Origin of the sequence: Halomonas caseinilytica (genome assembly GCF_001662285.1) — a bacterium.
Lineage (GTDB): Bacteria > Pseudomonadota > Gammaproteobacteria > Pseudomonadales > Halomonadaceae > Halomonas > Halomonas caseinilytica.
In genome coordinates, this window is record NZ_BDEO01000001.1 from 525337 (window position 1) to 549927 (window position 24591).

At 66.6% G+C, this 24591-nt stretch carries 15 protein-coding genes; 8 read left to right on the forward strand and 7 right to left on the reverse strand.

Annotation, left to right across the window (positions count from 1 at the left end):
• Positions 1-126: 126 nt before the first annotated feature.
• The 6 genes from HSDC_RS02280 to HSDC_RS16935 are packed head-to-tail and all read right to left on the reverse strand — an operon-like array spanning position 127 to position 14445.
• Entirely contained in the window at positions 127-1455 is a 1329-nt protein-coding gene (locus tag HSDC_RS02280) for an aminotransferase class I/II-fold pyridoxal phosphate-dependent enzyme (RefSeq protein ID WP_064698295.1), read from the reverse strand.
• Positions 1452-8894, reverse strand: a complete 7443-nt coding sequence (locus HSDC_RS02285) for a type I polyketide synthase (protein ID WP_064698296.1) — start codon at positions 8892-8894, stop codon at positions 1452-1454. Before HSDC_RS02285 ends, HSDC_RS02280 begins: the two co-directional genes overlap by 4 nt.
• Entirely contained in the window at positions 8891-10465 is a 1575-nt protein-coding gene (locus HSDC_RS02290; protein WP_064698297.1) for an LTA synthase family protein, read from the reverse strand. Before HSDC_RS02290 ends, HSDC_RS02285 begins: the two co-directional genes overlap by 4 nt.
• Positions 10462-11226 (reverse strand): SDR family NAD(P)-dependent oxidoreductase, encoded by a 765-nt coding sequence (locus HSDC_RS02295; RefSeq protein WP_064698298.1) that lies wholly within the window; start codon positions 11224-11226, stop codon positions 10462-10464. The genes HSDC_RS02290 and HSDC_RS02295 overlap by 4 nt, the downstream gene beginning before the upstream one ends.
• The gene (locus HSDC_RS02300; protein WP_064698299.1) at positions 11223-12461 is read right to left on the reverse strand and encodes a capsule polysaccharide biogenesis protein; all 1239 of its coding nucleotides are present in this window, start codon (positions 12459-12461) and stop codon (positions 11223-11225) included. The genes HSDC_RS02295 and HSDC_RS02300 overlap by 4 nt, the downstream gene beginning before the upstream one ends.
• Before the next feature lies 1 nt (position 12462).
• On the reverse strand, positions 12463-14445 hold the full coding sequence (locus tag HSDC_RS16935; protein ID WP_073292042.1) for a capsule polysaccharide biogenesis protein: 1983 nt from the start codon (positions 14443-14445) through the stop codon (positions 12463-12465).
• 442 nt (positions 14446-14887) lie between these two features.
• Between HSDC_RS16935 and hemP the strand changes: the two genes are divergently transcribed.
• From hemP to HSDC_RS02335, 7 genes are all read left to right on the forward strand, one after another.
• Positions 14888-15058 (forward strand): hemin uptake protein HemP, encoded by a 171-nt coding sequence (hemP, locus tag HSDC_RS16355; RefSeq protein WP_073292044.1) that lies wholly within the window; start codon positions 14888-14890, stop codon positions 15056-15058.
• Between the two features lie 138 nt (positions 15059-15196).
• On the forward strand, positions 15197-17191 hold the full coding sequence (locus HSDC_RS02310) for a TonB-dependent receptor domain-containing protein (protein ID WP_064698301.1): 1995 nt from the start codon (positions 15197-15199) through the stop codon (positions 17189-17191).
• Between the two features lie 17 nt (positions 17192-17208).
• The gene (locus HSDC_RS02315; protein WP_064698302.1) at positions 17209-18267 is read left to right on the forward strand and encodes a ChuX/HutX family heme-like substrate-binding protein; all 1059 of its coding nucleotides are present in this window, start codon (positions 17209-17211) and stop codon (positions 18265-18267) included.
• Entirely contained in the window at positions 18264-19163 is a 900-nt protein-coding gene (locus HSDC_RS02320) for a heme/hemin ABC transporter substrate-binding protein (protein ID WP_064698303.1), read from the forward strand. Before HSDC_RS02315 ends, HSDC_RS02320 begins: the two co-directional genes overlap by 4 nt.
• The gene (locus HSDC_RS02325) at positions 19154-20197 is read left to right on the forward strand and encodes a FecCD family ABC transporter permease (RefSeq protein ID WP_342039350.1); all 1044 of its coding nucleotides are present in this window, start codon (positions 19154-19156) and stop codon (positions 20195-20197) included. Before HSDC_RS02320 ends, HSDC_RS02325 begins: the two co-directional genes overlap by 10 nt.
• Positions 20191-20949 (forward strand): ATP-binding cassette domain-containing protein, encoded by a 759-nt coding sequence (locus HSDC_RS02330; protein ID WP_064698304.1) that lies wholly within the window; start codon positions 20191-20193, stop codon positions 20947-20949. Before HSDC_RS02325 ends, HSDC_RS02330 begins: the two co-directional genes overlap by 7 nt.
• A gap of 341 nt (positions 20950-21290) precedes the next feature.
• Positions 21291-22133 (forward strand): glycosyltransferase family 32 protein, encoded by an 843-nt coding sequence (locus HSDC_RS02335; protein ID WP_064698305.1) that lies wholly within the window; start codon positions 21291-21293, stop codon positions 22131-22133.
• Positions 22134-22195: 62 nt separating this feature from the next.
• On the opposite strand, the gene HSDC_RS02340 is transcribed toward HSDC_RS02335, so the two are convergent.
• Entirely contained in the window at positions 22196-22702 is a 507-nt protein-coding gene (locus tag HSDC_RS02340) for a hypothetical protein (RefSeq protein ID WP_064698306.1), read from the reverse strand.
• 179 nt (positions 22703-22881) lie between these two features.
• Between HSDC_RS02340 and HSDC_RS02345 the strand changes: the two genes are divergently transcribed.
• Positions 22882-24471, forward strand: a complete 1590-nt coding sequence (locus tag HSDC_RS02345; RefSeq protein WP_064698307.1) for a peptide chain release factor 3 — start codon at positions 22882-22884, stop codon at positions 24469-24471.
• Positions 24472-24591: the final 120 nt, after the last annotated feature.

The following is a 24591-nucleotide window of genomic DNA, read 5'->3' on the forward strand; positions in this document are numbered from 1 at the left end:
CAGCGAAGGGTCTGCATGGGGGTATGACAGTCACGCATGCCCTGGAAATCGATGAACGGACTTGCGTGCATGCAACGACAAGGCCCGGCGTGAGCCGGGCCTTGTCAACTGACGATCTGGCGCTGCCTAGGTTCGTGTCAGTTCCTCATCGAGAATCTCGAGGGTTTGGTCGACCTGCTGTTCGGTGTGCTCGCAGGAGAGGAAGAAGCGCAGTCGCGCGCTCTTTTCGGGCACGGCGGGGTGCAGGATCGGCTGGACATTGATGCCGCGTTCGAACAGGGCGTGGGAAAGACCGGCGGCGCGGGCCGAACTGCCGATGATCACCGGCACGACGGCGGCGCCGATGCTCTCGCCGGTGTCCAGTCCGAGAGCGCGGGCCTGTTCCAGGAAATAGCGCGAGATGGCTTGAAGGCGGCGGACGCGCTGCGGTTCCTCATGCATCAGCGCCAGCGCCTTGAGCGACGGGGCCGCGACCTGGGCGGGCATGCCGACGCTGTAGAGAAACCCCGGAGCCAGGTGGCGCAGGGTATCCACCAGGGCTTGGCAACCGGCGATGTAGCCGCCACAACCGGCCAGCGTCTTGCTCATGGTGCCCATCCAGATGTCCACGGCCTCGGGCGGCACGTCGAAGTGCTCGCGCAGGCCGCGGCCGTTCCGGCCCAGCACGCCGAAGGAATGCGCCTCGTCGACCATCAGCCAGGCCTGGTGACGGCGCTTGATCTCGACGAATCGGGGCAGGTCGGGCAGGTCGCCGTCCATGCTGTAGAGCCCCTCGATGACGATCACGACGCGCTCGAACTGGGGGCGGTGGCGGTGCAGGAGATCTTCCAGGGCATCGGCGTCGTTGTGCGCGAAGCCCATCCGCCGGGCGCCGGAGAGCTGGGCGCCGACCAGCGCGCTGTTGTGGATGTATTCATCGTGGAGGATAAGATCTCCTGGCCCCAGCAGGTAGCCCAGGGTGGAGACGTTGGTGGCGTGGCCGCTGACGAACACCACGGCATCGTCGACCTGGTAGGTATCGGCGATGGCGCGCTCGAGCTCGCCGTGAATGGGGCGCTCACCGGAGACGATGCGGCTGGCCGACACCGAGCTGCCATAGTGCTGCACGGCGTCGATGGCGGCCTGGTTGACGCGAGGATCGCCGGAGAAGCCCAGGTAGTTGTAGCTGGCGAAGTTGATGACGTCCCGGTCGTCGATGCGGCTGGTGGCGCCGGCGTTGCCTTGATGGCAGCGGAAGAAGGGATCCGTCAGGCCGAGGCGGCGTGCCGCCTCGCGCATCATGGTCAACTGCTGATAGCCGGGGTGGGCATCGAAGCGGGTCAGCCGTTCCGGCACTTCGCCGGCGGACGTCCCGGATGCCTCGCCGTGTTCCGGCGCAGGGCGCGAACGCTTGCGCTTGCGCGCTCCCTCGAGAAGTTGGCGCTTGAGATCGTGGCGTGACGCATCCTGGCTCATCGGGTGGTCGTCTCCTCCGAAGGGGCGTCGGCAAGGGTCTCGGCATCGGCACCGTGGCGTGCCGCCAGCGAGGCCAGCTCGGCGTCGTCATCGTCGTCATCGGTATCGCCGCGCGTCAGGCGGTCGATCAGCACGCCGCTGAGTTTGTCGAGGGTCGAGGCCTCGCTGAGCACCATGACCGGCACGCGGACGCCGAGGCGCGACTCGATGGCGGTCATCAATTCCACGCCCATCAGCGAGTCGAAGCCCATGTCATAGACCGAACGATGCACGTCGATCTTGTCTTCCTCCACCAGCAGGATGCTGGCAAGCTCTGCCTTGAGCAGGTCGGTGATCGTGGCATGGAGTTCCTCGGGGGACAGTTCGGCCAGCAGGCGGCTCAGGTCCTGATCGCCATCGTCCTGTTGTCCCTCGTCGCCGGCGGAGCGGGCGATCTCGGAGAAACGCGGTGTCTCGGCGGTGGGCAGCGAGCGCGCCAGGGCCGACCAGTCCAGTTCCAGCACGCCAAGGCTCGGGCCAGGGGCGGCCAGCATGCGGCCGAGGACCTCGAGGGCGTCGTCGGCGCGCAATGCCGAGCCCCCGAGGCGTTCCTGCAGGGCATCGCGGGTTCGGGTGTTGCGGGCCAGGAAGCCGGCGTCCTCGATGGCGCCCCAGCGCACGCAGGTGGCTGGCAATCCCCTGGCGCGACGGTTGGCGGCCAGGGCCTCGAGCCAGTGGTTGGCCGCCACGTAGCTGGCCTGCCCGGGATTGCCGAACAGGGTGGTCGCCGAGGAATAGAGCACGAAGAAATCCAGGTCATCGTCCCGGGTCAGGGCATCCAGATGGCGAGCGCCTTCGATCTTCGGCACCAGCACGCGGGCGATGCGCTCGTCATCGAGGTTGCGGATCAGGCCGTCCTCGATCACCGCGGCGGCATGGATGATGCCCTTCAGCGGCGGGTGTTCGGCACGGCAGCGTTCGAGCAGCGCAGCCAGGGCCTCGCGGTCGGCGACATCGCAGGCTGCGGCTTCCACGGACACGCCCTTGGCCTCGAGGGCGGCGATACCCTCGGCAGCCTCGGGTGAGGCCGCACCGCGCCGGCCGACCAGGACCAGATGGCGGGCGCCACGTTCAGCGAGCCACTGGGCGCTGCGCAGGCCGAAGCCGCCGAGGCCGCCGGTGACCAGGTAGGTGGCCTCGGCCGGCAGCTCGGGGGCGGCCGAGGTCGTGGTGTTGTCGGGGGCGGGACTCAGGGGCTGGTCCTGGGTCACCACCACCTTGCCGATCTGGCGTGCCTGCTGCATGTAGCGGAAGGCCTCGACCACCTGGCGATTGCTGAAGGCGGTGTAGGGCAGCGGCGTGAAGGTGCCGTCCTCGAACAGGGCCATCATTTCGCCGAACAGCGTCTGGGTGAGGTCCGGGCACGCCTTCATCAGCTGATCGGAGTCGATGCCGAAGTAGCTGAGGTTGTTGCGGAAGGGCCGCAGGCCGATATGGGTGTTCTCGTAGAAGTCGCGCTTGCCGAGTTCCAGGAAGCGACCGAAGGGGCGCAGTACGCGCAGGTTCTGGTTGATTGCCTCGCCGGCCAGGGAGTTGAGGACCACGTCGACGCCGCGCCCGTCGGTGTCGGCGAGAATTTCCTCGGCGAAGGTCAGCGAGCGCGAGTCGTAGAGACGCTCGATGCCGCTCAGGCGGAGGAAGTCGCCTTTCTCTTCGGCGCCCACGGTGGCGTGGATCTCGGCACCGAGCCAGCGTGCCACCTGAATGGCGGCCAGCCCGACGCCGCCCGCGGCGCCATGGATCAGCACGTGTTCGCCGGGAGAGAGGCGGGCGAGATGCTTCAGCGCATAGTAGACGGTAAAGAAGGTCGTCGGGATCGTCGCCGCCGCGGCGAAATCGATACCGGTAGGCAAGGGCGCAATGGCGTGGTGGCTGGCGATCAATCGGTCACTGAAACTGGCCGGACCGAACCCGACCACGGCGTCGCCCGGTGCGACTCCTTCGACGCCAGGCCCGAGCCGCTCGACGACCCCGGAGAACTCCAGCCCCAGCGTCGGGCCGGCGAAGCCGTTCTCGATGGCTTCGTCGGAGAGCAGGCCCAGGGTATACATGACGTCACGGAAGTTGAGACCGGTGGCCTCGACGCGAACCTCTACCTCGCCCTCGCCGGGTTCCGGTAGGTCGGTCGGCTGCCAGGACAGATGGCGCAACTGGCCGGGCAGCGGGAAGCCGAGCGTCATGGCGCTGCGCGGGGGTGCTGGCGCATCCGTTGCCGTGCCCGGCGCGGGCAGGATACGCAGCCGGGTGGCGAAGCGGGTTCCTCTGGCGTCGATGACCACTTCGGTCTCGTCATCGGGGGCGACGAGCTCGTCTCCCAGTGCCTGGAAGGCGTGCGTTTCCAACTCGCCGCCGGGCAGGTCGAGCAGGCGAACCTGGAAGCTCTGGGCCTCGTTGGCCAGAGAGCGTCCGAAGCCCCAGAGGGCGGCGTCGTCGCTGAGGTTCGCGCTTGCCGGCGAGGCCGAGGCATCGCGCCAGAGATCGGCCACGTCCCGGGTGAGCAGCCATAGCGTCGGCATGTCGTGGCGGGACTCGAACGCGGATGCCCAGCGTACCGCCTGCTGACAGCGCTCCAGCCCGGTGCTGCGCAGGTCGACGATCTGCTGGGCCATGTCAGCCTCGCTGGTATCGCCGACAGCCGCGCGATGGCCTCGGCGTTCCAGGTCGGCGGCGAGGCGTTCGGCGAGCGCGCGATGTTCATCATCGGCGATCAGCAGGTAGTCGGTCGGCGATGTCTCGGTCTCCACGATCTCGCCGGGCAGGCGGGCGGCAATGAGATAGGCGCCGGCCTCGTCTTCCAGCGGCATCGAGAGAACATCCTCGGCGCCGAGAGCGGCCAGCTGCTCGGTGACGTCGTCGGGCTCGCAGGCCGAGGGCGTCGTGCCGTCACCGGTCAGTCCCGGCGTGGCCAGCAGGGTGTCGAGCCAGGCGGAGGGGGCAACGCCAAGCAGCAGCATGCGGGCATCGGGTGCCAGGCGCTCGGGAAGGGACTCGATCAGGCGGCGGCTGAGGTCACGGTTGGTGACATCCAGCGATACCAGGGCCAACTGGGCCTTGCCCGGGCCATCCTGTGGCGACCGCTCGCACGGCGCTTCCAGCGCTTCGACCTCGATCAGCGGCTGACGCTCGCGCAACTGCTCGGCATGCTGCCAGGCGAGCTCGCCGGCGGTGAGGATGTGGTAGTCGCAGCGATCGGGATCGACCAGCTCGGCGAGGCGCTCACCCAGTGCCGGGGCGCTGACGCCGGCCTCGAGCAAGGTCAGGCGTTGGCCTTCAGGCAGGTGCGCCAGGGTATCGGCCAGGGCATCGCCGAGCGGCGAGGTGATGGCGCGCCAGCCCTCGTGACCGATCAACTGGCGATTGAGGCGCGTCAGGCGGTCGCTGTCGAGGCCGATGTCGGTGGCGTCGCGATGGCCTGCCAGCAGGTCGCGCAGGTTGAGCCCGAAACGCCCGAGCCGGTGAATGGGGCCGATGTGACCAGGATAATCCTGGGCCAGCAGGCGCCAGATGGTAGTGGCGTCGACCTCGTCGTCGCTTTCGATGCGCTTCCAGCCATCGCCGTGGCGCTCGAGCCGGCCGGCGTCCTCCAGTAGGCGCAGCAACTGGTCGAGCAGCGGGCGGGCCTGCGGGTGCGTGCTGGCCAGGGCCTGGTAGCGGGACTGGCTCAGGACGCCATCGCTCAGTTCGGCGTCGAGGGTCTCGGCGGCGAAGGCCTCGGCCAGCCGGTCGAGCAAGGGCGCTACTTCGCTGGCATAGCGCTGTCCGGTGGCCTCGGCATAGCCATCGACCAGCCCGGGCATGGCGGCCTCGAGCGCGGAGAGGTCCGCCGGCTGACGGTTTGCGGGGCGTGGCGCCGGTGTCAGGCGCACGTCGAGATGGCTCAGCGTCTGCTCGGCTGACTGGGTCAAGCGGACTGCCTTGAAGCGGGTCTCGCTGACCACGGCAACGGCCCGGCCCTGTGCGTCGAAGAGCTCGAAGTCGGCGGTGAAGGAATAGGGGGCGCGCTTGAGCAGGCGGGCACGCGCCAGGCTTGGGTGTCCGGCCTCCGGCGTCCACTGGATGCGCCCGACACGGACCGGCACATAGGCCATGCCTCGCGTATCGTGCCCCTCGCGGGCCAGCAACGGCAGGAACAGCTGGAAGGCGCTGTCGAGGATGCCGGGATGCAGGTGCTGCAGCGCGAGTTGTGCTTCGATCTCGGGTGTGAGGTGCACCTGGCCGATGACGCCGTCGTCCTCGATCCAGACGCGGTCGATGGCCTGAAAGGCTGGACCATAGTCCAGGCCCAGTCGGCTGGCCATCGCCAGGTGCTCGTTCAGCTCCAGGTCCGGTGCCCGCTCGGGGAGTGCCGGGGCGACTCGCTCGAGCATCAGGCCGCGGCTCTGGCTCATGATGCGGGCCGTGGCATGTAACTGCCATTCCTCGCCGACGGCCGGTTCCCGCGAGTGGATGGTGACGCGGCCGTCGTCGGGGGCGATGGCCAGCCGGGTGAGCCGGCCGTGCGGCCCATCGAGCATCAGGGGCGCCTGGATCTCGAGTTCCTCGACGTCGAGTGGCGTCGCCTCGCGCCAGCTGGCAGCGGCGGCCAGGGCCAATTCGATGAAGCCGGCGCCCGGGAAGATGGCGGCGTTGCCCACCACGTGGTCCGCCAGCCAGGGCTGGCGACCGGTATCGAGCTGGCTTTCCCAGGTCAGGGTGTGCTGTGCCAGGCGGTAGCCCAGCAAGGGGTGTTCGTAGTGGCGTGCCAGCAGCCCCAGGGCGTCCGAAGTGCTCGGCATCGTGTAGGACTGGCGTTGCCAGGGATAGCGTGGCAGCTCGGCGAGCTGCCCGGTCACCGGGAACCAGTGGTCGGTGTCGGTGGCGAGTCCCGAGAGCAGCGTCTGGCCGATGGCGCGATCGAGGCAGACGGGGCCGGGCAGGTCGCGCTCCAGGGTGCCGATGATCAGGCCATCGAGCTCCGCCTCGCGCAGCGCTTCGCTCAGGTAGCGCTTGAGGATCGGATGGGCCCCGATCTCGATCAATACATTGGTGCCGTCGGCAATGATCGCCCGAGCGGCGGCGTCGAAGCGCACGGGCTGGCGAATGTTGTTCCACCAGTACTCGGCATCGAGTCGCTCGCCGTCGAGCTCCTCGCCGGTCACCGTCGAGATGTAGGGAATGCGCGACTGCCGGGGGCGAAGGCCTTTCAGCGCGGCGATCAGGTCGTCGCGGATGGGGTCCATGGCCGGGCTGTGGAAGGCGTAGTCCAGCGGCAGGCGCTTGGCGAAGTGACGCTGGGCGGCGAGTTCGGCTTCCAGCCGGGTCAAGGCCTCGGCAGGGCCGGCCAGGGTCACGCCCTGGGCACTGTTGGTGCCGGCGAGATGGACGTCGCGATATTCGGGACGTTCCAGATAGGCGGCAATGGCCTCGGCGCCGAGGCCCACGGCGGTCATCTCGCCTTGCCCGCGGGTCAGTCCCTGGAAGTGGCTGCGCAGGTAGATCACGCGTACGGCGTCTTCCAGCGACAGGGCGCCGCAGGCCCAGGCGGCGGCCACCTCACCGACGCTGTGGCCGGTGACGGCAATGGGCTCGATGCCCTGGGCGGCGAACATCCGGGTGATGCCGACCTGCACGGCGAACAGCGCCGGCTGGGCGATCTCGGTGCGCACGAAGCGCTCGCTGCCGTTGTCGCCCCTGAGTTCGGCACGCAGCGAGAAGTCGGCGTGACGCTGGAAGAGCGCGTCGACCTCGTCGATGGCGGCGGCGAAGACCTTGGAGTCGGCAAGCAGGTCGCGGCCCATGGTTTCCCACTGGCAGCCGTTGCCGTCGTAGATGAAGGCGGGTCCCTGGGCGGCCTCGAGACGCCGGCCGCGGATCACCGGCCGCTTGCCCGGGTCCCGCTCGGGATCGGCGAAGGCCGCCAGGCGCTCGGCGGCGTCCTGCTTGTCGGTGGCGAACAGCAGGGCGCCGTCGGCATGATGCTCGCGACGGCGATAGAGGGTATCGGCGATGTCGTAGAGGGAGCTGTCGGTATCGCGCAACCAGTCGGCCAGTTGGCCGGCCATGGTCCGCAGGGCCGGCTCGCCCCGCGCCGAGAGTCGCAGCGGCAGCGGCTCACTGGAGACGGGGGGCGCGAGCGGCGCCGGTGCCTCGGGCGGACTCTCGAGGATGACATGGGCGTTGGCGCCGCCGAAGCCGAAGGAGTTGACGCCGATGACCAGGCGACCCTCCGGCTTCAGTGCGCGGGCCTGGGTGACGACCTCGAGGTTCCAGTCGTCGAACGCGATCCGGGGATTCGGGCGGCGGATGCCGATGGTGGCCGGTACCTCGCGATGGCGCAGGCTGTAGAGCGCCTTGGCCAGGCCGGCGACGCCGGAGGCGGTTTCCAGATGGCCGAGGTTGCTCTTCACTGAGCCGATGGGCAGCGGTGTCTTGCGTCGCTTGGCCAGTGCCTCGCCGATGGCGCGGGTCTCGATGGGATCGCCCACGGCGGTGCCGGTGCCGTGGGCCTCGAGATAGTCGATCTCGTCGGGATCGATGCCGGCCTGCTCGTAGACCTGGTGCATCAGGGCGATCTGGGCATCGGGGTTGGGCACCGTGAGGCCCTGCTTGTGGCCGTCGGTGTTGACGGTGGAGCCGGCCACCACGGCCAGGATGGTATCGCCGTCGGCCAGGGCCTGGTCGTGGTCCTTGAGCAGGAACATGCCGGCGCCTTCCGAACGCACGTAGCCGTCGCCGTCGGCATCGAACACCCGGCAGCGGCCTGTGGGCGACAGCATGCTGGCCTTGGAGAAGATGACGAAGCCGTAGGGATGCAGGTGCAGGCTGATGCCGCCGGCCAGTGCCATGCTCGTCTCGCCGCTGCGAATTGCCTGGCAGGCCTGATGGAAGGCCACCATCGACGAGGAGCAGGCGGTATCCACGGACATGCTGGGGCCGTGCAGGTCGAACAGGTAGGAGAGCCGGTTCGAGGCGATGCTCGAGGTGTTGCCGGTGGCGGTGGAAGCGTCGATGGCCCCCATGTCGCCAGTGTATCGATAGGAATAGTCCAGCGCCGCGACGCCAAGGAAAACGCCGCACTGGCTGCCCCGCAACTGCGAGGGCGGTACGCCGGCGCTTTCCATGGCCTCCCAGGTCAGCTCCAGGAGCATGCGCTGCTGGGGATCCATGTTGGCCGCCTCACGAGGCGAGATGCCGAAGAAATCGGCGTCGAAGCCACTGATGTCTCCCAGGCTGCCGGCCGCGAAGGTCACGCTGGTGCCGGGGTTGCGCTTGTCGGGGTGCTGGAAGACCTCATGGCTCCAGCGGTCGGCCGCTACCTGGGTGACCAGGTCCTTTTCGGCCCGCAGGTCCTGCCAGAAGCCTTCCGGGGTGGTTCCCGGCATCCGGTGGGCGACACCGATGATGGCCACGCGTCTTGTCATGCTTGCTCCCGATGATCCTGGTTCCAGCCGTCATGGGCGCGTTGCGCCTCGTGGATGACGGCCTGCCATATCCGTTGACTCAATTGCACTGCCTCAAGTGGCGTGGACGCCTGGGGCCGGTCTGTCCGGCCATGGCTCGACCACAACAGATAGGGCGTGTCGCCGTCCGGCTCGCCATAATGCCGATAGACCTCGGGCATGATCGGCACATGGTCGCCATACCAGCACAGTAGCCCGGCCCGGGGCATCGCCTCCAGTTGCTGGCGCAGGCGTCCGGCCATGCGATCGGCATTGCGCAGGTGGGCCAGATAGCTGGCCAGCTCCCCGCAGTCGTCCGGCAGGGGCGGCGCGCCCGGGGCCAGCAGGTCGCGGGCCGCGTTCTCCGCCCGGTTGTCGAATTGCAGTGGGCCGTGATTCTCCATGGTGATCACGAACACGAATAGCGGCTCATTATCCGTTTCATGGAGCAGACTGCCAACCTTGTCGGCCAGTGCCAGGTCCCCGACGTACTGGCCGCAGTAGTCGTCGGGCCCGAAGGCTCGAATGTCGATGAAGTCATCGAAGCCAAGGCGCGGCATGACCCGGTCGCGCTGATAGAAGCTGGCCGCATAGGGATGCAGGCAGACCGTGCGATAGCCGAGCTGTCGCAGCTCGGCCGCCAGACTGGGTACCGAGCGCCGTGCCAGCTGGTGATAGGGGTTGAAGCGGTGAATGCCAAGCGTGTCCTGGTCGAGTCCGGTCAGCACCGCCGTTTCGGTGCGCACCGTGTTGGCGCCCCAGGCCGGCACGCGAAGACGGCCCCGGGCCAGGGCCTGCTCGGTCAGGGCGTCGAGCTCGGGCAGCAGATCGTCGCGCAGGCCGCCGTGCCAGGGGCGCGGGTCGAAGAAGGACTCGCTCTGCACCACGACCAGGTGCGGGAGTCGCGCGGTGTCCGGTACCGGCTCGGGCACGGGCGGATAGGGCGAAGCAGATACCTCAAGCGGGCGTCGTGCCATCAGGCCGTAGGCCCAGAGCGCGCTGAACAGTCCCAGGCGGCGGGTATCGTCGAGGGGATCGAGCCGGCAGGCCGGCAGGTAACGTAGCCCGGCGACCAGGGGGAGTATCGACAGCGCGATGATCAGAACCGTCCCGAACAGGAAGGCGCCCGCGCCATGGCGGGAGGACAGCGTGGGTTCGATGACCAGAAAGCCGATGATGGTGGCCAGCCCCGCCAGGCTGGCGCCGATTGCCAGGCCGATGCCGAAGAAGGGCACGTAAAGGCGCGGATGGCGGATGGCGTCGAGAAAGTACTCGAAGTCCTGGCACAGGAAGGGTTCGCGCAGGGTCTTCGACTTGGTATTGCTGGATTGCACCACCACGAGCTGCAGGGCGAGGAAGAGAACCAGGGCGAACCAGGGCCGTTGCAGCACCAGCACGAAGCCCCCGTAGAACACGCCCCAGGTGCCCAGGTGGACGGCCAGGGCAGCCAGGGAACGGCGCCAGGGGGCTGTCGTGGGAGGACGTAGCGCGGCTTCGGCGATGAAGGTGCCGAGCAGGCCCAGGCACCAGGGCAGGAGCAGCGCCTGTGTCATGAAGGCCTCCCGTAACCCATCACACCGAGCAGACGCTGGGACAGGCCTGCCGGCAGCACTGCCAGGCTCCAGCACCCCAGGTTGAGCGGGAAGGGAAAACTCACGCGTGCCCGGTTGCGCTCGATGCCCCTGGCGATGCGGCGGGCCGCGTGCGGGGCGTCGATCTCCCAGGGCTTGGGGCCGGGCATGGCCTCGCACATCGGCGAACTGACATAGCCGGGCATGACCACGGTCACCCCCACGCCGCGTGGTGCCAGCCAGCCGCGCAGGGCCTCGCCATAGGCCTTGATGCCGGCCTTGCTGGCGCTGTAGCTGGGGGTCACGGGCAGACCGTGCCAGGCAGCCAGGGAGCTGAGGAAGACGATCTGGCCGTGGCCACGCTCGGCCATGCGCGGTGCCAGGCGCTCGGCCATGGCCATGGGCGTGCGCAGGTTGATGGCCAGCAGGCGGCTGGTGGCCTCCCAGTCTTCCATCTCGCATCCCGGTTCGGCATGGAGGTTCTGACCGGCGTTGGCGATGACGATATCGGGCAGTGTCAGATGTTCCAGCCATTCGGTGAGGGCGGCGTCATCGGTCAGGTCCACGCGGCTTGTCTCGACATCGGCGCCCGCCTGGCGACAGGCGTCGGCCACGGCATCGAGACGCTCCAGGTCGCGCCCATGCAGGATCAGATGGGTATCGGGCGCCGCGTAATGTCGGGCCAGGGCGCTGCCGATGGCGCCGGTGGCGCCGGTGATCAACAGGCTGCGGGGTGCGGTCATAGCAAGGCCTCGAGCGGTGAGGTGGCGGCTTCGAGCCTGGCCGCGACATTGTCGACGGCCAGTTCGATCCCGGTGTCGCAGTAGTAGCCTCCGTTGAGCTGAACGGTATGCATGACCGTGCGATGAAAGCAGCGGAACAGTTCCTCGTCCGGCGGCGTGCCCTGGCGCCAGAACTCGTCCAGCCCCCCTTCGAACGTCAGGCCGTCGAGCCGATAGATCGGTCGGCTCAGGGCGATGGTCGGACAACGGTGCTCCAACGCTACGATACCCGAGGTGCTGTTCACCGTCACGGTACCGGTGGCGGCCTTGAACAGGACGTTGAGATCGCCGGACTCGAGATAGACGGTACGCCCGACGATGTCGTAGCGCTTCTCGAGGCGCTCGATGAGTCCAGCGTAGTTGATGAGGCCCATGTCCAGCGGGTGGTTCTTGATGCACAGCAGGCTGTCCGCCGATGCATGGCGGGCGAAGGAGGCCATGACGTACTCGATCACTTCCGGCATGTCGGCGAAGCTCGAGTGATTGCGAATCTGGGCGTCGCCATTGAGCTGCAAGGGCAGTACGAAGTAGGGCCGCTTGCCCTCGGTCAGGGCGCGGATGCGTTCGGCATCGCGGGGCTTCCACCAGCGTAGCTGGGTGAAGCGCTTGAGATAGCCGGCATATTCGATCGGCGCGGTGACCGGTGCGTGGTTGCGATAGCGCGGGAACAGCACCGGGTTGGCGAGGCCGGCCAGGTGGTAGAGCACGTCGTGGGTGGCGCGTCGCTTGAAGGAGGTCTGGAAGCGCTTGACCGGTGCCGGCTTGGGCAGGCGGCGGCCGACCTCGAGGTACCAGCTCGCGTCCTGCGGTAGCAGCGAATAGCCGTTGACCCCCTCGCGCTCCAGGGTGATCCAGTGGGGGCGAAAGTAGCCCTCTTCGAGCACATGGTTGCGAATGCCCACTTGCCTGGCCGCCTCGGCGGCAGCCAGGTGCACGGGGCGCTGGTCGCCGAACAGCAACTGGTCGGTGACGGCGTATCGTTCCCAGAGTCCTGCCAGGAAGTCCGGCAAATCGCTCGGCCTGCCGCGAAAGGCGTGGCTCGGGCCGGCATGGCGTGACCAGTAGGCGACGTCGCCACCGGCGAACTGGACCTTGGCGACATGATGGCCATCGGCCCTCAGCCGCTTTGCCAGGCGAGGGAAGAAAGGCGAACAGACACCCTGCAGGAACAAGAAAGAGCGTTTCGGCGAATTCACGTCAATGCCTTCCGATAAAGATATTGCGGTACCAGCGATACAGGTGCGTTCGCCACGCCGGGCGAGGGTGTTCGGCTCGGCGCTGTTCCAGCAGGGCCACGACGGTTTCGGCGTTACAGAGCCGGCGACTGCCTGGGTCGACATACAACGGGTAGAGGATCAGGGTGGCCGCGACCAGAGCGTCCAGGTCGAGCGCTCGACGACGCCTGGCGCAGGTATGGCGGTCCTCGGTCAGTCCCCAGCCTGCGTAGAACGGCATTCCGTAGGTGACGACGCGTCGTCCCCGCAGCAACGCTTCGAATCCCGCCAGGGAGGACATGGTATGGACCTCGTCGACCATGTCCAGCAAATCGACGATATCGACATCGCCGACCTCGAGGTCATACAGGCGCTCGTCGTCCCGACTCAAGGCACCGAGGCGTGCGCCGGTGACCACATCGGGATGTGGCTTGTAGAGGATGTGGGCATCGGGATTGGCCTGGCGCACGGCGGCGAGCAGGGCGCTGTTGGTGCGAATGTCGAACGTTCCGTGGGCAATGGAGGCGTCGCTCTCCACCTGCCCCGGTACCAGTAGCAGGCGACGGCCTTCGGGGCGCTGTAGGCGTCGGGCGCCGGGGACGTTGTACTTGGAGAGGCGCAGAGCGACCAGCCGTTCGCGCAGTCGGGCGGCTCGTTGCAACAGGGCGGGCGAGAAGGTCGTCTCGTTGAGCAGACGCTCCAGCTCGCTCTGGCGGTTGGCGTCGTAGTGGATGCCGAGTGGATCCAGGACCAGGGAGAGTGGGCGCGCCAGGTCGACGCCCAGACCGATGGAGCGCAGAAAGCCGTCTTCCATGCGCCAGAGGGTGTGACCCCGGGCACGGCAACGCTCCTCGGCGGCGGCGTCCAGCCGTGAGGCCCAGCACAGGATTCGCTCGTCGCGCGAGGCGTCTTCCGGAGGACGATCGTGGCGCAGGTGGCGGACATCGGCGCGATCTCCGAGGAAGTCGCCGACGAAACCGCGTTTCCATGACGAGAGGCCATAGGTGACCCAACGCCCCGACAAGCGATGCTGCTGGCGTGCCTGGTCGCCGATCAGTTCCAGGGCTTCTTCGAAGTCGGTGGCCTGGCTGGTATAGGGGTTGGCATAGCGCGCATAGCGCAGATAGGCCGCCGCGAAGAGCTGTTCCAGCGAGCGCTGGGTGCCGCGACGCGAGCAGTGTCGGCGATCATCGGTGAGTCCCCAGCCGGCATAGAAGGGCACGCCATGGCAGACAACGTGCTTGCCGGCCATCAAGGCCTCAAAGCCCATCTGGCTGCTGACTACATGCACGCAATGCACGGCATCGAGCAGCGACCAGGGATTCAAGGGCTCGCCGATGAGGCGACAGCCCGGCCGATTGCCGGCTTCCAGAAGGTGCCCTTGTTTCTTGCCGGCGATGACGTCGGGATGGACCTTGACCAGGATTTCCGACTCGGGGTGTTCCGCCTGGGCGATATCCAGCATGCGCTCGAAGTCGTCGGCTTCGGCCAGGCCCCCGGCGATGGAGGCGTCGCCGGCTGTCTGGTCGACGACCAGCACGCGAGGGCGGTCATCCTCGAACAGGCGACGGTCCGGCGCATGGTTGTACTTGGAAAGGCGCAGGTCGCGCAGCCGCTGAATGCCTCGCCTGGCTCGGGCCAGCTCCGCCTCGGACAGGGCATCGCCAGCCAGGATCAGGTTCTCCAGCGTCGAGGGGCGGGTAGCGTCGTAATAGATGCCGAGGGCGTCGACGACAAGACTGTGGGGCGGGTAGCCCTCGACACCGAGCCCCCATGAACGAAGAAAACCGTCCTCGATGGCCACATAGGGTAGCCGGTGGCGGCTGGCATGCTCGCGGGCCTTGCGCGAACTTGGCTTGAGGCCCCATCCGGCCACCGCGCCGGCATGGCGTGCACTCGGCGAGCCAAGGTGGCAAAGCCGCTGGAATTCGGGCAGGCAGGCGCGCAGCGTCGGCAGAGCGAGCATGCGCCGGGTCGCGACGGCAAGGGTTCCTGAGGCTGTCGTGGCCAAAAAGACAATCCTTTGTAGCTTGGGCGTTATTCGATGCTTGACCTTTTGCGTTGTGCATCCACTGCACCGTGAGCGGTCTCACTGCTTCGAGAGGGCAATCTCCATATCGCTTGTGACTCGGCTGCCCGGCGCGCGTCGCCGAGGCGCACGGGGCCGGCGGTTGGCCGTGCCATCACCGTGGATGATGCTATGTGTCGGCATGGTAGGCCTTGCCGACGCGATTCTATGTGAACGTGTATGAACACGCGCAAAATCGCAAGTGTATCAGGCTGATAGCGATTTGGCTCGGTGTCTTGAGTAGACGATGTGGGAATCGTGGCGCCCTTGAAGGGTGAGGAGGAGAGTGGTATAAATCATTTTTGATAATCGTTATCATTAACAAAAGGGATTTCGTCTCATGAACTCTCGGAGAGAGTCTCCGTCGACGGTCACGCGCCGAGAGGAGGATACCAAGGCCATCGACAGTCAGGCGCTGCTGGGGCGTGACGGTCGCCTCATCATTCACCACGAGGGGCGGCGTTATGTCCTGAGGCGAACGCGGTTGGGCAAGCTGATTCTGACGACGTGAGCCCCGCCGATCATCACGAGACGCATTATGAATCCTGTCGCTCGAGACCCGACGCTCGAGCATGCCAGCCAGGTGCGGTGTCGCCGCTCCCAGCCAGCCATCCGAACCACCAAGGAAACTGCCTGGGAGCCCTGGCTTATGAAACCCACTCATTCCATCGCCACTGTCATGGCATGGAGTCTGCCGATCCTCGCCACTCAGGCGGGGGCGGATGCAACACCCGAGACATCCGCAGCAGCTCTGGACAACGTGACCGTCACCGGCACGCGCCTGCCCGGTGATCCGTCCCGTGCGCCCTTGATCCTGGATGTCATCGACCGGGACGATCCGGCGCTGTCCACGGCGTCGAGCATCGAGGACGTGCTGTCACGACAGCCTGGGTTGCATGTGGCGGGCAGCGGTCGCCGCAACGGCCAGACCTTGAGCCTTCGTGGGTTCGATTCCAATGGCGTGCAGGTGCGACTCGATGGTGTCCGCCAGGACATCAATACCGGCCATCTGGGCACTTTCTATATCGACCCCTGGCTGATACGCGAGGTCCAGATCGCTCGTGGCGCCCTGTCCAGTCTGTATGGCAGCAATGCCATGGGCGGGGTGGTGAGCTTCGAGACAGTGGAGGCATCGGATCTGCTGCTGCCGGGCGAGCGCGGCGGCATGCGACTGTCGCTGGGCGGTGCCACCGGGCGAGACGAGCTGGGGGGCGCCTTCAGCGCCTTCGGGGAGCAGGATACGGCCAACGGGCCAGTGGATGGCCTGGTGTCCGTGGGGCGTCGCGATTCGGGAGATATCCGTCGCGCCGGCGGGCAAGAGGCGCCCGAGGATGCCGAGCTCGACAGTCTGCTGCTCAAGGGTGGCTGGCGACCCGATGACGAGAATCGGCTGTTCGCCCAGTGGCAGCGCTATGACGAGACGTCTACCCAGCCAGCCAACCCGCAGCAGCTCGATGTCGAGGACGACCCTCGGCGACGCCAGGTGACCAGCGACAACGTGCAATTGGGCCACCGCTGGCGTCCCGCCGCTGCCAGCGAAGTGACATCGCGCCTGAGCCTCAGCCGCCAGGAAATCGACGAGGACGATGCCAATCGGACCCTGGAACGCTGGGGGCTGCAGAGCGATGGATATCACCGCATCGAGCATGGCTGGCTGACCCAGACCCTGGCGTTCGGCGCCGAGGTGGATCGTGCCAGCCAGCGACCGGGAGGCGGAGCCTCGGGCTTTCCCCATGCCGATATCGACACCCAGGCCCTGTATCTCGAGGACACCCTGACGGTCGGGCGTCATCTTTCCGAGGGCGGCGTCGGTGTCTTCGATCTGGGGCTTGGCGCGCGTTATGACCGTTATGACGCCGAGGATGCCGCTGGTCGCGAGACGGAGGAAACCCAGCTCTCGCCGAGGCTGCGGCTGTCCTGGCGTCCGGTGCGCGGGCTGATGTTCTACAGCGGCTACGCCGAGGCCTTCCGGGCTCCGAGCCTTTCCGAACTGTATGCCGATCAGCGGCATTTCGCCGGCTTCTGTCCTGCGCCGGGTTTCTGCTTTCCCGACAACCACTGGGTTCCCAATCCCGACCTGCAGCCGGAAACCAGCCGTACCTGGGAGAGTGGCGTTGCCTGGGAGCGAGGCGACTGGGCGTTGCGTGCCAGCTATTTCGACACCCGCGCCGATGACTTCATCGACAGCGACGTGGATATCGCCGCCGGCACGACACAGGCCATCAACGTCAATCGCGCACGGCTCTGGGGCTTCGATGCCCGCCTGGCCTGGGAACCCGCCGATTGGCCTGAGCTGAGGGCCTTCGCCGGCCTTTCGGAGGTCTCGGGCAAGGATCGGGACAGCGGCGAGCCTCTGGGCAGTGAAACGCCGCTGGAAGCCACGCTCGGCGCCGATCTGGACCTGCTCGACCAGGCGCTCACGCTGGGCTGGAGGGGGCGTTTCGCCAATTCCTATGAGCGTCCGGATGGCGAGGGCACGTTGCCTGGTTACGGTCTGCACGACCTGCAGCTGGCCTGGCAGGTCACGCCGGCCCTCAACACGTCACTGCGCCTGAGCAACCTCGGCGACAAGGTGTGGTACCGACCCAGTGGCGCACTCGGTGATGGGCGCAGCCTGTTTGCATCCATCAATCTGCAATGGTGAAAGGGGAGGTCACGACCATGAGCGTTTCTCGAATCTCCAGTACGGCGCGCCGCCGCGCGATTCTCGATGCCTTCGACGCGGTACGCGAGACGTCGTCGACCCAGCCTGTGGAACGCATCGCACGTCGCCTGGACATCAGCGCAGGAGAACTGCAGGCGGCACGCATCGGGCGCGACACCTGGACGCTGTCGCTGGCACCTCGCGAACTGGCGCGACGCTTCGAGGCACTGGGGGCGGTCGAGGCGAGGACGTGCTCGCCGGCAGCGACCTTGGTCCAGCGAGGGCGTTATCCACGCCTGGACGGCAGCGATGCCGCCGGTCTGCTGCTGGCCCCGGGCGGGCTGGACCTGCGGCTGTTGTTCTCCCATTGGCACTGGGCTTGCCTGGTCAGGGAACGTCCGCGCTGTGGCTCGATCGACTGGCAAGTGCAGGTCTTCGATCAGCATGGTCGCATGCTGCACAGCTGCCGCGCCCTGGATACGGCGCTGAGCGAGGGCTGGACGAAGCTGTTCGAAGTCGCCACCGAAGAGGAACCGGCCTTCACCCAGGAAATGCCGCGTCCGATCCGGGAGCTGCCCGATACCGAGGGACTGGCCGATGACTGGGGGGCCATGCGCGATGTGCACCAGTTCTTCAGTCTGCTGCGTCGTCATGGCCTTGAGCGGCATGAGGCCAACGCTCTGATGGAAGGCCACTTCACCGAGGCCCTGGCGCCGGCGGCAGTGGAGAACGTGCTGCGCCGGGCCAGTGAGCAACGCTTGCCATTGATGTGCTTCGTCTCGAGCCCGGGCTGCGTACAGATTCGCACCGGCGCCTTGCCGTTGCCCGAATGGCGTGATGGTCGCCTGAGCGTCTCCGATCCGAACTTTGCCCTGCGACTCGACGAGGCCGCCATTTCACGTGTATGGCGGGTACACAAGCCCAATGCCGACGGCGGGGTGACCAGTCTCGAGGCGTTCGATGAGCAAGGGCAGATGATCCTGCAGCTCTATGCCGAGCGTCGCGAGGGGCAGGCGGAGCGCGCCGACTGGCGGCGGTTGCTGGAAGCATTTCCGCGCTGGGAGGCCGTGGCATGACAATGACGAGAGGCTGGGTCGGGCAGGCCGTTCTGCTCGGCATCTGGCTGTGCATGACGATGCCGGCGCTGGCTGACGATGACCGCTGGGTGGTCCTGGGAGGCGATATCGCCGAAACCGTGGCGGCGCTGGACGCGACCGACCGCCTGGTAGGGCGGGATGACACCAGCCTGTATCCCGACGAGGTGGCCGCCTTGCCCTCGGTAGGCTATCTGCGCCGCCTCTCGGCGGAGAGCGTCTTGTCGCTGAAGCCGGATCATATCCTGGCCAGCGACGATGCCGCCCCGGCGGAAACTCTCGATCAGTTGAGAGCCGCCGGCATCAGCGTCGAGGTGATCGAGAGCCCTGACACGCTGTCGTCGATTCCCGGCAAGGTCAAGGCCGTCGCCGGGACACTGTCCCTCGACGCACGGGGGCGTGAACTGATCGCATCCCTGGATCATGAGCTCGAGGCGCTGGCCGCCCTGCCCGAACTGCCGGCGACTCGGGCCATGTTCATCCTCAGCCATGGTGGCATGACGCCCATGGTGGCGGGGCGAGACACCGCGGCACAGGAAATGCTGGAGACGGTGGGGGTCGAAAATGCCTTTTCGGGCATGGAAGGCTATAAGCCGGTCGGTGCCGAGGCCCTGGCGCGCCAGGCTCCCCAACTGGTGTTGATATCGCGCCGCGGGCTGGATGCCTTGGGCGGTGAAGACGCGCTATGGGCGATGCCGGGGCTCGACATGACGCCGGCCGGTCGCGACAAGCGCTTGCTGGTGGTTGACGATCAGGGATTGCTCGGGTTCGGGCCGCGCACACCTTCGCTGTTGCTGGCACTGCGCGAGCGTCTCGATGCCTTGCTGGCCGGGGACGACACGGCGCTGCTCGAGCGGGAGGCACCGCCATGGACATGACGCTGCCACGCACAGGGCAGAATGGGGTGCCGCGGCGTCGCCTCAGGCGTCGACTCGGCGCGTTGGGTGGCCTGTCGGTGGCCCTTCTGCTGGCCCTGGCCTGGGCCGCGGCTTCCGGTTCGCTGGGCCTATCGCCGCTCGAGCTCGTGATGGGTGAAGTACCGGCGATGGACTGGCAGGTCTGGTGGCAACTTCGCCTGCCACGCTTGCTGCTGGGTGTGTTGGTCGGCGCCATGCTGGCAGGCAGTGGTGCGGCCATGCAGGGACTGTTCCGCAATCCGCTGGCTGATCCGACCCTGCTGGGGCTGGCCAGTGGCGCGGGGCTGTGCGTGGCGGTCTGGGTGGTGCTGTTCCCCGCGAGTGACGCCTTCGGGCTTTATGGCCAGTTCGTGGCCGGTTTTCTGGGCGCGCTCGGGGTGTGCCTGCTGGTCTTCGGACTGGCGCGGCGGCGCGTGGGCAACGGTGCCGTGCTCACCTTGCTGCTGGCAGGGCTGGCCATCAATACCCTGGCTGGCGCCGGTGGCGGCTTGCTGGCCTTCCTGGCCAGTGACGAGCAGCTGCGCCAGCTCAGCCTGTGGGGCATGGGCAGCCTGGCGCATTCGCTCTGGGGCGCAACCCTGGTGGCGCTCGTGCTGGTGCCGCCGGCGTTGCTGGTGTTGCTGCGTCGCTCGCAGGATCTCGACCTGCTGCAACTCGGCGAGGCGACGGCTCATGCCGCTGGTCTGGATGGCCGGCGGCTGACGCGCCAGGTGGTGGCCGCGACTTCATTGGGCGTCGGCGTCTGTGTGGCGGTGAGCGGAATCATCGGGTTTCTCGGCCTGCTGGTGCCGCATTGCCTCCGATTGTGGCTGGGGCCGGGGCATCGCCTGCTGTTGCCGGCTTCCATGCTGGGAGGGGCGCTGTTGCTGGTGGTGGCCGATGGACTGGCCCGTGTGATGGCAATGCCGGCAGAAATGCCGGTGGGGTTGCTGACGAGCCTGTTGGGAGGACCGTACTTTCTTTATTTGCTGCTGCGCGGGAGGCAGGGATGCTGAGTCTCCATCATGCTGGCTTGATCGATCCTCCCAGCCTGTCGCCGCTGCACGGTGACGTGACGCCTGGCGAGGTGCTGGCCATCGTCGGCCCCAATGGCGCCGGCAAGACGACATTGTTGACGATGCTGTCGGGCTTTCGGTATTCGCAGCTGGGGCCGGTCACCTTGGATGGCTGGTCCTTGGAGGCATGGACGCCAGCGGCGCTGGCCGGGCGCCGGGCGCTGGTTGCCCAGTTCGAGCCGAGCGGGTTCGACTGGCGGGTGCGCGACCTGGTGGTGCTGGGGGGTGACCCGGGACCCGAAGCGGTCGCGGAGATCATGCGACAGCTGGAACTGGCCTGCCTCGCCGAGCGGGGTGTGCTGAGCCTGTCCGGGGGCGAGCGTCAGCGGGTCATGGTGGCCAGGGCCCTGTGCCAATTGGCTGCAGCGCGTCGCGACCAAAACCGGGATGGCGGCCTGCTGCTGCTGGACGAGCCGACCAGCGCCCTGGACATCGGCCAGCAGCAACGCATGATGCGCCTGCTGCGGCGGCTGGCCGTGGAACGCCACATGGCGGTGGTCTGCGTGCTGCATGATCTCAACCTGGCCGCAACCTACGCCGATAGGGTCTGGCTGATGGCGGCGGGCAAGCGGGTGGCGCATGGCGCGCCGAGCCAGGTGCTCGAGGTCGAGCGTCTGGCCCTGACCTATCGTGTCGAGCTGCAGGCGCTGGACAGGGCCGGGGCAGCGCCCTGGCTGGCCCTGAAGCCATGAGGGGCGGGGCGGTGGTCGAGGTGTCCGGATCGTGATCGATCCGCCCGAGTTGTCGTGGAACTGCCATATTGGTCTGTCACGCTGGAGCGCGTGAAGGCCGCAAGTTTTGTTCAAGATCGCGCAAGGGTAGCAATCTCGCCATGTCAATTTCGCGTATACTGTGGTGTTTTGCGATCATCGTCCTCGGGGTGCAGGTCGTGAGTGGGTGCTCGCCCATTCCGGATGCCCCGGGACCGATCGGTATTCCGGGGGTGTGACAGCTCTGCCCGAAGTGCCGCTGCGAGACGTCCAGGGAGAGGGAAAGTGAAGAACGAGAACCTTGCCAATGGGGAGCCGACGACATGACAAGGCATTCGCCTTTTGCCGGGGCCATGTTGTCGAGACACGTCGTCGGTCGTCTGATCAAGCTGACGGGCAATGTCTTCAAGCTGCTGAGCTATCCCTTTCACTGGTTGCTGCCCGACAAGCGCTTCACCCTGCCGGCACAGGCCGCGCCCCTGATTCAGCCGCGCCGCCCTTCCGTCATTCCGAGAACCCTGTGGCAGACGAACTTCACGAACCGGGTGACGCTGCCGGTCTATCTGAATTATCTCTGCAACCGCTTGATGGCGCCGACCTTCGAGTATCGCTTCGTCTCGACCGAGGCGCGTGCCGACTTCATCGAGGCGAATTATCCGGCCGATGTGCTGCGACGTTATTCACGCCTCCAGATCGGTGCCGCCCAGGCGGATTTCTGGCGGGTGTTGGTGCTGCATGCCCAAGGGGGCGTCTACATGGACATCGACGCCCATCTGACCTGGCCGCTGGACCGGGTGTTGGGGGCCGAGAGAGAGGCCTTGTTCGTGCGCTCCCGAAAGGGCGGATTGACCAATTACTTCATCGCCAGTCGGCCAGGAACGGCCGAATTGAAGGCCGTGTGCGAGGCGATCGATGACAATATCGCCGGTAACCGTGAGTGCGGCGTATTCGACATGACCGGGCCCGGCGTCTTCAATCGGGTGCTGGATATCGCGTCGGTGGACAGCGCCTCCTATCGTTTCTTCTGCCTGCAGGGCAGCTTCACCAACGAACGCTTCCAGTATGTCGACAAGCCCCAGGGCAAGTGGACGCGGGAGCAGAAGGTCGTCGGTGTGCTGAGTCGGGAGGAAGGCAACGAGGCATCAAGGGGCATCGAGAGACGCTGACGTGGCGTGAGCGATTGGTGTCGGTGCGGACGCAGGTCGCGTCAACCGGCTGGGTGGGCGCGTCATTCGCGATCCAGGTCGATCGCGTGGATGCGCCAATGCCGGGCCTGCTCGCTGCAGCCCGGTACATCGTTGCAGCGCTTCAGCGTCATCGTGCCTGCATGCGAGAACGGCTCGCCACGTCGTGTGCCCGATACGCGAATCGGGACTTTGGCATAGAGGGTTCCCGCCGCGCCTTCCGTCCGGGCAGCGCCCGTCACCTCGCCGTCGAATGACTGGTAGGCAAGCATGGATGTCGCGAAGAGATCGCGTCCGCCCTCGTGGGTCGGGGTGTCCGTGGCCCAGATGTCATAGGCCTGATCGAATGCCCCTGTCTCGAGCCGATGGAAGTAGCGTTCACTGATCGAGGCGGGGTCGCCTGCGGAAACGCCGCCCCTGGGGGTGGTCGCGGCGGCAGGCGCTGGTTGTGGCTCCGGCATTGTGGCTTCGGGGGCGCAGGCGGCAAGCGAGCCGCATAACGGGAGTAGCAGGAAGGCAAGCATCACATCTTGCCGGCCGGGTCGATGCATTGTGGGCTCCTGTCCGTGGGTTGGGCGCCGCGCAGTGATACGAGAATTGCGTCTGCTGCTCGGTGCAGCGTAGCACCGGCTCGGGCTTGCCGGTACAATCGGCGCATTCCTCATCCATACTCGCCTGGCTGCTTTCGGATTGGAGTACAGGGGCAAGTACAAAGTAGAGCCACGTTGTAATGACAGACGCCAAGCAAGCCCATGAAACCGGGCTTCGACGTACCTTTGCGATCATCTCGCACCCCGACGCGGGCAAGACCACCATCACCGAGAAAATGCTCTTGTTCGGCAATGCCATTCAGATGGCGGGGTCGGTGAAGAGCAAGCGGGACGATCGTCATGCCACTTCCGACTGGATGAAGATGGAGCAGGAGCGGGGCATCTCCGTGACCACCTCGGTGATGCAGTTCCCCTATGGCGGGCGCATCGTCAACCTGCTCGACACGCCGGGGCACGAGGATTTCTCCGAGGATACCTACCGCACCCTGACGGCGGTGGATTCGGCCTTGATGGTGATCGACGGCGCCAAGGGTGTCGAGGACCGCACCATCAAGCTGATGGAGGTGTGCCGGTTGCGCACGACGCCGATCCTGACCTTCATCAACAAGATGGACCGCGACATCCGTGACCCCATCGAGGTGATGGACGAGGTCGAGGAGGTGCTCAACATCCAGTGTGCTCCCATGACCTGGCCGATCGGCATGGGGCGTCACTTCAAGGGGGTCTATCACCTCTACAATGACGTGATTCACCTCTATACCCAGGGGCAGGGCAACCGTATCCCCGAAGACAAGCGGATCGAGGGGCTCGACAATCCCGAGGTCGACGAGGTCCTCGGTGAGGATGCCGCCGAGGAACTGCGCATGGAGGTCGAGCTGGTGCGCGGGGCGTCCCACACCTTCGATCACGGCGCCTATCTGAGGGGCGAGCTGACGCCGGTCTATTTCGGCACAGCCATGGGCAACTTCGGCGTGCGCGAGATGCTCGACGGGTTCGTCGAGTATGCCCCGTCCCCGCAGCCCCGCGAGACCGACCAGCGAGTCGTCGAGGCCGAGGACGGCAGCTTCAGCGGCTTCGTCTTCAAGATCCAGGCCAACATGGATCCCAACCATCGCGACCGCGTAGCCTTCCTGCGGGTGTGTTCCGGCAAGTACGAACGACACATGAAGATGCGGCACGTGCGGATCGGCAAGGATGTGAAGATCGCCGACGCCCTGACGTTCATGGCCTCGGATCGCAGCCATGTGGAGGAGGCCTGGCCGGGCGACATCATTGGCCTGCACAACCACGGCACCATCCAGATCGGCGATACCTTCACCCAGGGCGAGAACATGCGCTTTACCGGCATTCCTCACTTCGCCCCGGAGTTGTTCAAGCGCGTGCGCCTCAAGGATCCGCTGAAGATGAAGGCCTTGCAGAAGGGGCTTCAGCAGCTCTCGGAGGAGGGCGCGACTCAGGTGTTCATGCCGCTGGACAACAACGACCTGATCCTCGGTGCGGTGGGTACCCTGCAGTTCGATGTGGTGGCTCATCGTCTCAAGCAAGAGTACAAGGTCGACTGCATCTACGAAGGCATCAACGTGCAGACGGCGCGCTGGATCCAGTGCGACGATCCCAAGATGCTGGAGGACTTCAAGCGCAAGGTCAGCGGCAACCTGGCTATCGACGGCGGCGGTTACCTCACCTACATTGCCCCGACCCGGGTCAACCTGCAGATGACCCAGGAGCGCTGGCCGGATGTGCGCTTCAATCATACGAGGGAGCACTAACCAGGCCGTGCCCGGGCACGGCCTGGAGCTGTAAGCGATAAGCTTGAAGCTGGAAGAAAAATCAGCTGCCTCCCCACCTGGTCCGTTTGGTTTGGGCCTTGGGGTTACTTCCAGCTTCCA